Annotated in this window: 9 protein-coding genes, 1 other RNA gene and 1 pseudogene; 3 read left to right on the top strand and 8 right to left on the bottom strand. The window is 67.5% G+C overall.

Going from position 1 to position 9,473, the window contains the following annotated elements:
- From ABJI51_RS43600 to ABJI51_RS25695, 5 genes are all read right to left on the bottom strand, one after another.
- Entirely contained in the window at positions 1-462 is a 462-nt protein-coding gene (locus ABJI51_RS43600; protein ID WP_431605569.1) for a transposase, read from the bottom strand.
- 40 nt (positions 463-502) lie between these two features.
- Positions 503-910, bottom strand: a complete 408-nt coding sequence (locus tag ABJI51_RS43595; RefSeq protein WP_431605568.1) for a transposase — start codon at positions 908-910, stop codon at positions 503-505.
- 806 nt (positions 911-1,716) lie between these two features.
- Positions 1,717-1,807: signal recognition particle sRNA small type (gene ffs / locus ABJI51_RS25705), an RNA gene on the bottom strand.
- Between the two features lie 233 nt (positions 1,808-2,040).
- Positions 2,041-2,478: a hypothetical protein gene (locus tag ABJI51_RS25700; RefSeq protein ID WP_348953968.1), complete on the bottom strand. Its 438-nt coding sequence runs from the start codon at positions 2,476-2,478 to the stop codon at positions 2,041-2,043.
- A gap of 552 nt (positions 2,479-3,030) precedes the next feature.
- Positions 3,031-3,378 carry a hypothetical protein gene (locus ABJI51_RS25695; RefSeq protein WP_348953967.1) on the bottom strand — a complete coding sequence of 116 codons (348 nt, stop codon included), beginning with the start codon at positions 3,376-3,378 and terminating at the stop codon, positions 3,031-3,033.
- Between the two features lie 317 nt (positions 3,379-3,695).
- Between ABJI51_RS25695 and ABJI51_RS25690 the strand changes: the two genes are divergently transcribed.
- Positions 3,696-4,490 carry a DNA cytosine methyltransferase gene (locus ABJI51_RS25690; RefSeq protein WP_348953966.1) on the top strand — a complete coding sequence of 265 codons (795 nt, stop codon included), beginning with the start codon at positions 3,696-3,698 and terminating at the stop codon, positions 4,488-4,490.
- Between the two features lie 352 nt (positions 4,491-4,842).
- Entirely contained in the window at positions 4,843-5,160 is a 318-nt protein-coding gene (locus ABJI51_RS25685; RefSeq protein ID WP_348953965.1) for a hypothetical protein, read from the top strand.
- 493 nt (positions 5,161-5,653) lie between these two features.
- Here ABJI51_RS25685 and ABJI51_RS25680 read toward each other — a convergent pair.
- Positions 5,654-5,794: pseudogene (locus tag ABJI51_RS25680) on the bottom strand (thiamine-binding protein); the annotation flags it as partial.
- Between the two features lie 78 nt (positions 5,795-5,872).
- On the opposite strand from ABJI51_RS25680, the gene ABJI51_RS25675 reads away from it, so the two are divergent.
- A complete protein-coding gene (locus ABJI51_RS25675) occupies positions 5,873-6,373 on the top strand; it encodes a MarR family winged helix-turn-helix transcriptional regulator (RefSeq protein WP_348953964.1) in 501 nt (166 codons plus the stop codon).
- A gap of 50 nt (positions 6,374-6,423) precedes the next feature.
- Here the strand turns inward: ABJI51_RS25675 and ABJI51_RS25670 are convergent, their stop codons facing one another.
- Together ABJI51_RS25670 and ABJI51_RS25665 are read right to left on the bottom strand one after the other, a co-directional pair.
- Entirely contained in the window at positions 6,424-6,789 is a 366-nt protein-coding gene (locus ABJI51_RS25670) for a DUF3817 domain-containing protein (protein WP_348953963.1), read from the bottom strand.
- Positions 6,790-7,090: 301 nt separating this feature from the next.
- Positions 7,091-9,473: GH92 family glycosyl hydrolase (locus ABJI51_RS25665; RefSeq protein ID WP_431605661.1), on the bottom strand; the 2,383-nt coding region annotated here is incomplete at its 5' end.

Here is a 9,473-nt window from a genome sequence, read left to right as displayed (position 1 = left end):
CTAGGGCGTGTCTGACAATGCTTTGGTCCAGGCGATCACGGCGTGCAGGACGACCGCTGACCGGTAGACGATGGCGAGCTTGTCGTAGCGAGTGGCCAGGCCACGCCATTGTTTGAGCAGGTTGAACCGGCGTTCGACGACGTTGCGGCCGCAGTAGTCCACCGCGTCGAAGGCGGGTGGACGGCCGCCGCGGGAACCGCGACGTTTGCGGTGCCCGGCCTGATCAGCAGGCTCGGGGATCACCGCGGTGATGCCGCGGGCGCGCAGATGTCCGCGGATGGCGCGCGAGGAATAGGCCTTATCACCGCGGACACGGTCGGGCCGGGTCCGCGCCCGACCGCCTCCAAGGCGAGGGACCTGCAGATGCCGCATCAGGTGCGGGAACATCGGCGCGTCCCCGGCCTGCCCAGGCCCGACCAGAGTGACCAGCGGGCGGCCGTTCCCGTCGACGAGATGGTGCACCTTGGTGCTCCACCCGCCGCGAGAACGGCCGATCGCATGATCAGGCGGCTCGGTCAGCAGATCCGTGTAGTTCGACCCAGCCCCCTGTGGGACGGGTGATGTTGGTGGCGTGCTGATGCGCCCGGGCGATCGTGGAATCCACCGACACCGACCAATCAACCAGGCCGGCCGCGTCTGCTTCGGTGAGCAGGCGTTGCAGCACGGTGTCCCAGGTGCCGTCACCGGCCATCCGGCGATGCCAGGTCCAGATCGTCTGCCACGGACCGAACACCGCGGGCACGTCCCGCCACGGAATCCCGCACCGATACCGGTAGATGATCCCTTCGACCATCGCCCGCGCATCCGAGAAGGGCCTGCCTCGCTTACCGGTGCGGACCGGCAGCAGGTCCTGGATCAAGGCCCACTGACCGTCCGAGAGCAACTGAAACCGCGACACGACCAGCAGCATCCCAGCAACCCACCGAGACGTTTGTCAGACACGCCCTAGTCCGGTCTCGGCCGCCTTCGCCGCCACCACCGGTGTTCCGGCGAGGCGGGCTCCCTGCCCTGTTGGACTTTCGCGACCGCCCCCGGCTCCTCGGGCCCCGCTACTTCGCGGCGTTGCAGCACCACTGCCGCGCCTTCGCGCTCTTTGGGACTGGAGTCCGGGTCGAGGAGTACATCCCGCGCCTTCTTCCTCGACCGTGTGTCCGAGATCGAGGCGTAAGCGTCGCTGACGCATTTCAGCTTGGACAGCAGCACCCACAGGCAGCCCACGATGGAACCCACGATCGGACTTGCAGCCGCCAACTGGCCCAGTGCTACCCAGAATTGTGGGTCCATTCCGGCCCCCTGCTCGTTTAGGGCAGGAACCGGCGCCGAAGGTTACTCGAAGCGACGCTCAGTTCACCGCAGATGACTTGGGATGAAGAAAGTCATCGACGATGAAGGCTGGAACACGCTCGCTAATAGGCGGTCGGGGAACCAGGCGACGCACCTGGGGCCGCGGCCGACGCGAACGAAGCCAGAGTTCTTTCGAAAGCCAAGACGGCGTGAACGCCGACAGTGTGACGGCCACGAGGGCCCCGAGGAAGACAATCAACCCCATCTTGGAGTCCAAGACGGAGCGACGGCGGTATTCCGGCCACGAAGGCGCCGGTGACGACGAGTAGACCCAGCGGACTACTCGGCGCCCGGTGCCGAAGCGGACGGACTCCATGCCCCCAGTATGCCTCATCGGTCCACGTCCGCGCAGCCACGCGCCCGTGCCAGCGCAAAAGGGGCCCCTGCACCCGTCAGCGTCTGCCTATCCTTGCTGCCTTCCGGGCCTGGGGAGGTCCACAGGGTGGACGCCGCGGGGTCCGCCGCCAGGTGTAGACAGGGCCTCCCGTACCTCGCCCACCGCCCCTCGCCCAGGCAGGAGAGCACCGTGCCGACCTCGGCGAACACGCTGCGCGTCCTCCAGCGGGCGGGCTACAAGTGCCAGGCAAGGACGCCCCAGGGCTACCGGTGCAACCGCCCTGCCGGCCGCGTGCACCCGGACACCGGGGAGGCCGTGTGCCTTGAGCATCACGGCCGCCGCTACCCGGTGGACGGCTACTACTGCTCGGCGCGGATCTCCTTGGTGTCGGTGATCTGCAAGTCGACGCCGACCATGCTCTTGACCGTCAGGCTTGTCGTGAACGACTGGAAGTGCTCGTCGATGAAGTCACCGAGGCCCGACTCCCAGGGAATGTAGAACTTGGTCACGGGAAGAGCAGCGGCTTCACCGAGCGTCTTGAGTTCCTGGTGGCTGGTGACGCCGAAGAGCGCCGTGTTGAGGGCGAACACCTCGACCCACGCGCGGCCTCTGCGGCTTCCGGCATCGAACCCAAGGATTGTCCACTCTTTCCGATCCAGCCCTGCCGTCTCGTAAAGGTCACGCGCGCCCTTGTTGAAGTCCGCGTCGGCCGACGCGACACCCGACCACTCCTCGTGCTGAGTCTTGCTGAACTGGCGGTACGAGGATCGATCATCCCGTCCTGAATCTTCGGTCATGCTACTAACCGTCCCATACGGCAAGCGACGCGACTAGGACCGCCGTCCACACCCGTGTACCCCGGCTTCCTATCCGGTAGCCCAACCCCTCTCCCACCCCCGCCCCACCCGTGCATCCCGGCTTCCCCTCGTGGGCAAGCGGGGGCGCGCACGCATTCAAGCCCTGGGAACTCCAGGCCCACGCACCACGGGGCAGAAGGCAGGCACGTCATGGCCAGGGCCAAGCGCGTGTGCCGTGAGGACGGATGCGGTGAGCCCACTACTTCCACGCGATGCACTGCGTGTCAACGGAAGTACGAGGCCGAGCGCGGCTCCGCTGCGCAGCGTGGCTACGGACACGCACATCGCAAGGCCACTGCCGCGGCCAAGGCCAACGCCACTCACTGCACGCGATGCGGCACCCCGTTTACACCGGACAACCCCGCAACCGGGGGACACCGCGTGGCCGTCCGCCACGGCGGGACGAGCCACGACGGCATCGAGGCGCAGTGTCGTAGGTGCAATTTTGGCTGGCGCGCAACGGGTCTTTGAGACGCACCCCCGCACCCTTTTTTAGAACAACATCCCGTGCTTAACGTTATATGTGTTTCCTTTGATGACTATCGTCAACTCGTAGTCAACTCTCGAGTAGGAATCTGCCGGAAAGAATCCCCAGTAGGTATCCGCACCAACGGAAAGACTTCCACACTTGACGCATGATCCCTCATTGTAGTAGGCGTTTTTTCCTCCAAAGTCGACCTTCGCAAACATCGAGTCAACGGGATCAGTGACCTTGTTGATGAGCCATCTCATCCTCGGATTGACGTTGAAAACGATCCCCTGGACCGTGGAGATCGGCGTGTGGGAACCCCACGTGCCCGCAACAATCCGGTACCCGGCGATCATGTGCGCGTATTCCATCTCGACGCCTCCGTTCGTACCCTTCGATATGAAGTCGCACAGCTAGCACATGTTGTGACAACCAATTCTTCACCAACTCCTCGCAACGCTCGCAAGGAAATCACCCTGGCTACGTCCACGATTTCGTGACGGGAAAACACCGAAGCCGCCAAGCCTTCGTCCCGTACCCCGGGGATACCTCCCCTCCCCCTCCTTCTACTTAGACCGCTTAACGGACGTTTGAGCTTTGACGTGCACCCGCCAAGCTTTCCGAAGCTCCCGGAGCCGGGTCACGACTTAGAAGCCCACGTCGCCAAATCCGGCGCAGGGCAGCTCATGTGTCACGGCCTTTCACTCCAAGGTCGGCAAGTACGCTCCGGGCTCACCGGCCGGCGGGGAAGGAGGCGGGCCGCGCGGCGCTCGACACCGTCTACCAGCTCGCGAAGACGCTGGAGGCCCGCCAGTCCGTCGACTTCTCCGTCTTCTCCGACGAGCGGACCGGCCCGGTCCTGGAGCCGCTGCGCTGGGTCCTCGCCGCGCTCGACAACGACCGGCCCTACGACTGGCTCGCCTTCGAGCAGGTCCCGACGGTCCTGCCGGTCTGGGAGTACATGGCCGAGATCTTCCGGCGGGAGGGCTACCACGTCGCGACCGGCAAGCTCTCCGCCGAGCAGTACGGCGTACCCCAGACCCGCAAGCGGGCCTTCCTCATCGCCCGCCTCGACCGCGAGGTCTCGCTCCCCGCGCCGACGCACCGGCCGTACAAGCGCGGTGTCGGCAAGCACGAGGGCGACCAGGACCTCCTCCCGTGGCTGAGCATGGCCGACGCGATCGGCTGGGGGATGACCCACCGGCCCTACCCGACCATCGCGTCCGGCATCACCGGCGGCCCGGACCGGGAGAAGGTCGGCGGCTCCGGCGCCCGGAAGCAGATCTACGTCGAGAAGGACGCGGGCCGCTGGATTCGCAACGCCGCCGACGACGCCCGGATCTCGATGGAGGAGGGCGCGGTCCTCCAGTCCTTCCCGCCGGGCTTCCCGTGGCAGGGCTCCGGCACCAAGATCTTCCAGCAGATCGGCAACGCCGTCCCGCCCCGCCTCGCCCGCGCCGTTCTGTCCGCCGTCATCTCCTGACCCACCCGAAGGCCCCGTCTCCCCATGAGGAGGCGGGGCCTTTTGCGTTTACACGGTCGGCTGGCAGTAGTCCACCTCGCTCGGGTATAGTCAGCTTCGCGCCGGATAGGCTACTGGGATTGCCCATCGCCAACTCCGTAAGGCGAAGTGGGAGTTGATCGCTCCTGCGAAACACGAGGCATTGGCCTCGTGCGTCCGTCGAAGAGTGGCTTCGCCCTCCTCGTGCGCTCAGCCCGACCCCCTGAGGTCAGACCGGGGCCTGAGCGTGTCAGGACGCGCCTGACTAGCGATACCGCGCCGCCTAACCGGCTAGCGGAGACGCCCCGGCTCTTGCTAGCGGTAAGGGCAGCTCGTGTCGCTCCAACCGATCATCGACGCACTAAAGGGCCTCCCGGCCGGAGCCTTGTGGGGGCTGATTGGCGCCCTTGCGGTGATCTACTTCTTTGGCGCCCTCCTCTACAGCCTCTTCCTGTGGAACCGGTCCGACGGCGAGCCGTTCGAACTGCGGATGCCCTTCCTCAAGCTCAAGACCGGACATCGCGACAAGGAAAAACCAACCAAGCCGCAGCTCCCCGAACAGCACCCTCCCGCCAACGCCGAGCTACCTGAGCCCGTCGACCCCGAGGCCACTCAAGCTCCTCGACGCGCCGACCATGGCGAGCCGGGTTGATGCCCACCGGGGTTGCAGCAGTCGAACACCTGTTCTACGGTGGATGTGCCGGGCGAGATGGGGAAGATCCCGCCCGGCCCCGAGACAGCATGACACCCGGTCGTGAACCCAGGAGCGTCGAACACTTCATCAGGAGACCCGACCGGGTGCCATGCTCCATCCCGCCGCCCGGAGACGCAGCCGTGCCCCAGTGTGTCGCCCATCACAAGGTCACTCGTGAGATGCGGGTGTGGCGCGACCGCGAGACGTGCGAGCGCTGGTTTAGGTACAAGTCAGGCCCGGAGTTCAACCTGGACGACTGGGAACTCTCCGAGAGGGAGTTCCCGTTCTGGGGCTCCGGCATGATGCACCCGCGGGAGGACGGCACCGACTGGGGCTACCTGCTCTACGACGCCCCCCGACGGCAAGCCCGCCGGCCCGCTCTCCGAGTGCGTATCTACCCCTGACCTGGGCGAACACCCCGGCCTGTGATGTAGCATTACGCGAACGTCGCTCCTTCGATGTTGGTGAACATCGCGTTGGTCGAGTTGGGCAGCCCGGACTCGCGGACCACCTTGACCGCGCGGGCGACGGCCTCGCTCACCCCGCCGTCGGGGTCCCCGCCGGACGGGCTCACGCTGAACGCGACGATCATGCTCGGAAGTCCCTTCTTCGGTGTTGTTTCCGCCGGTCGTGCGACACCCGCCGGTACCCGCTGGTAACTTCGCGTGTCATGAACCGTCCGCTGCCGTTCGACCCGATCGCCCGCGCGGCCCGGCTGTGGGAGGACCGCATCGGGCCCTCCGGGACCATGGCCGCGGTGACCGGGGTCATGCGGGTCCAGCAGATCATCCAGTCCGCGGTGGACGGCGCGCTCAAGCCGCACGGCCTGACCTTCGCCCGGTACGAAGCACTGGTGCTGCTCACCTTCGCCCGCAGCGCCAGCCTGCCGATGCGGGTGATGGGCGAGCGGCTCCAGCTGCACCCCACCAGTGTCACCAACATAGTGGACCGGCTGGAGCGCGACGGGCTCGTCAAGCGGGTCCCGCACCCCACCGACCGCCGCACGACGCTGGTGGAGATCACCGACGAGGGCCGGGCGCGCCGCGAGGCCGCGACCGAGGCCGTCACCGCGATCGACTTCGGGCTCAACGGGCTGACCGAGCGGCAGACCGAACAGCTGACCGAGCTACTGACGAAGGTGCGGCGCGCGGCAGGCGATTTCGTCGAATAACGCGAACGGGCCCGCACCCCGAAAGGCGCGGGCCCGTTCGTCACGAAACCTCAGGCCGCGACGGTTTCCTTCACCTGGAACAGGCCGACACCGCCGTGGGACAGCCGCTGCGGGCCGTCGAGCTTGCCGTTGCGCAGCGCCCACTTCTCGAACAGCCACGTGAACAGCGGCGGGATGCTCGCGAGCAGCGCCAGTACCAGCGTCTTCGGGCGCCAGCCGAGCGGCTTCGCCACGGACAGGGAGACGACCACGTACAGGACGAAGATCACGCCGTGCACCATGCCGAGCACCGGCACCCCACCCTCGTGGGAGGTGTGGACGACGTACTTGAGGAACATCCCGACCAGCAGCCCGGCCCAGGACAGGGCTTCGGCTACTGCGGCCACGCGGAACACTTGAGCGGCCTTGCTGGACACTGCTTCCTCCTGTGGGGTCTCACCACGTAGACATCAAAACGCCCGACGCACCGAGGCTTATTCTGCCGTCGGCCGCCACATGGCATCCGTTGCTGACCAACAGTATGCACAGGGGGCGTGGCGGCCTACCCAGAATAAGCCTCGCCGTCCAAGACGGACTTGTCTCGGACGTCAACGGCGCTGTCGGACGTGGTGATACCAGTGTGAGGCGTGACGGCCCTCACGGGAACACCGGGGCCCGTGACGATGCTCACGGCCGCGGTCCAGACCACAATGGACCGCGGCCGTGAGTGTCCGGTTACTACCCCGCGCAGGGCGACGGCGGAGCGGACGCCGGTGCCGTCCCCCACGTCGCCTGCGCGGCGTCGCCGGTGAGGGAGAACCGCAGCGTGGCACCGTCTTTCAGCTGGTCGAAGCCGACGTAGACGCGGTCGGTGGCCTTCGAGCCGACCTCGAGTCCGCGGATGTACTGCAGCTTCGTCCCGTCCGCACCCGGCGCCGTGATCGTGATGTCCTTCCCGTTCTCCAGGTGCAGCACGGATTTCGCGAAACGCGGAGTGTTGAGCACGAAGTTCCCGGTCCCCGGAACGGCGGGGTACAGGCCGAGCGCGCTGAAGACGTACCACGCCGACATGGTGCCGAGGTCGTCGTTGCCGGTGACGCCGTTGGGCGCGTCGGTGAACAGCGTGTGCGCCGCCCGCACCACCGTCGACGTTTTCGACGGCTGCCCGGTAAGCGCGTACATCCACGGCGCGTGCAGGTCGGGCTCGTTGTTCGGGTTGTAGCGGAACTGGTCGTAGTAGTCGTACGGGCCGACGACCCAGTTCTCGCGGACCGCCTTCGCCGGGTCCTTCACCAGCTCGGTGTAGGCGAAGAAGTCGTCGAGGCGCTTGCCGGTGGCCGCCGGGCCGCCCATCCGCTGCACCAGACCAGGGACGTCCTGCTGGACGAGCCACTGGTACTGCCAGGCGGTGCCCTCGTGGAAGCCGTCCTGGCTCTGCGGGCTGTACGGCTTGTCCGCCGGGCTGAACCAGGCGCCGCCCAGGACCTTCGGCCGGAAGAAGCCGGTGAAACCGCGGTCGGTCAGTGTTTCGTCCCACAGCGTCCGGTAGGTCCGGCTCTTCGCCGCGAGCGCCGCCGCGTCGTCCTTCTTCCCGAGCGCCGCGGCCATGATCGACAGCGCACAGTCACCGAGTGCGTACTCCAGGGTGGCCGACGCGCCGTGGTTCGGGTCGGTGTCCTGGCCCTTCTTCGGGAAGTCCGGGTCGTACTGGACGAACCCGTCGCGCTGGTAGCTCGGGTTGCCGGAGCGGCCCTGGAACGGCGACGCCGCGGGCGGCACCTCCCGCGAGTTCTGCAACAGGGCCTGGTAGGCGTGCAGTTCCGCACCGGACAGCGCGCCGAACCGCCAGAGGTCCACCAGGAACGGCGTGACCGGGTCGCCGGTCATCGTGTTCGTCTCCTGGCTCGCGTACGCCCACCGCGGCAGCCAGCCGCCCTGGTCGTGGATGGCGAGGATGCTCTTCGCGATGTCCCGCGCCCGGTCCGGCCGCAGCAGCGCCAGGAGCTGGTTCTGCGTGCGGTAGGTGTCCCACAGCGAGAAGAAGTCGTAGTACGTCCACCCGGCGGCGCGGTGGATCTTCTTGTCGAAGCCGTAGTAGCGGCCGTCGGCGTCGTTCGCCGTCAGCGGCTGCAGCAGCGCGTGGTACAGCGAGGTGTAGAACACCGTGCGGTCGGCAGGGGTGCCGTCCTTGATGTCCACACTGGATAGTTCACGCCGCCAGGTCCGCTGCGCGTCGGCGCGCACGGCGTCGAACGGCCGGACACGCTCGGCGGCCAGGTTGATCCGCGCCCCGGCCGCGTCCACCTGGGAAATCGCAGTGGTGGCGGTGACCTGGCCGCCGCCGGGGAAGGTCAGCCAGGCACCCCGCAGGCCCGCACCGCCCGCGGAGGCGCGGGAGCCGGGCGTGCCACCGGACGGCGACCAGGTGCCGAACGTCCTGAAGGGACGGTCGAACTTCGTCGTGAAGTACGTCGTGTAGGCCTTGCCGCCGCAGAACGCCTGCGACTCCACGGTGCCTTCGACGGTCCGGTCGTCGACGATCCGGACGCTGCTGCCGGTGACCGGTTCCTTGTCATTGGCCTGTCCGACGTTGACGAAGACGTTGGCGTCCCCGGCTTTCGCGAAGGTGTACCGCTCGACGCCGGCGCGGGTCGACGCGGTCGTCTCGACGTCGACGCCGCCGTAGCCGGTCAGGTGGACCTTGTAATAGCCGGGCTTGCCCACTTCGCCGTCGTGGGTGTACGGCGCCGCGTACTGCTTCTGGTCGAAAGTGGACGGTTTGGTGGTGTCGAACGCCTTGCCGGGGCCCACTTCCCCGGTGGTGGGCAGGGTCGAGACCAGGCCGCCCTGCTCCCAGCAGCCCGCGCCGGACAGGAAGAAGTGCCCGAAGCCGCGGATCGCGGTGTCGGTGTAGCGGTAGCCGGCGTAGTGCGACGTGATGGGGCTGACCTGCGTCATCCCGAACGGCGCCGAGGCGCCCGGGAAGGTGTTGCCCTCGTCCTGCGTGCCGATGAACGTGTTGACGGCGTCGAGGGCGTCGCCCCCGGCCGCCGTGGCGGGGGGGGGGGGGGGGGCCCCCCGCCCCCCCCCCCCCGCCCCCCCCCCCCCCCCCGCCCCGCCG

This window comes from Amycolatopsis melonis (assembly GCF_040064235.1).
GTDB classification, from domain to species: Bacteria; Actinomycetota; Actinomycetes; order Mycobacteriales; family Pseudonocardiaceae; genus Amycolatopsis; species Amycolatopsis melonis.
Note: the sequence above shows the minus strand (reverse complement) of the source record. Positions and strands in the feature narration are given on the sequence as shown.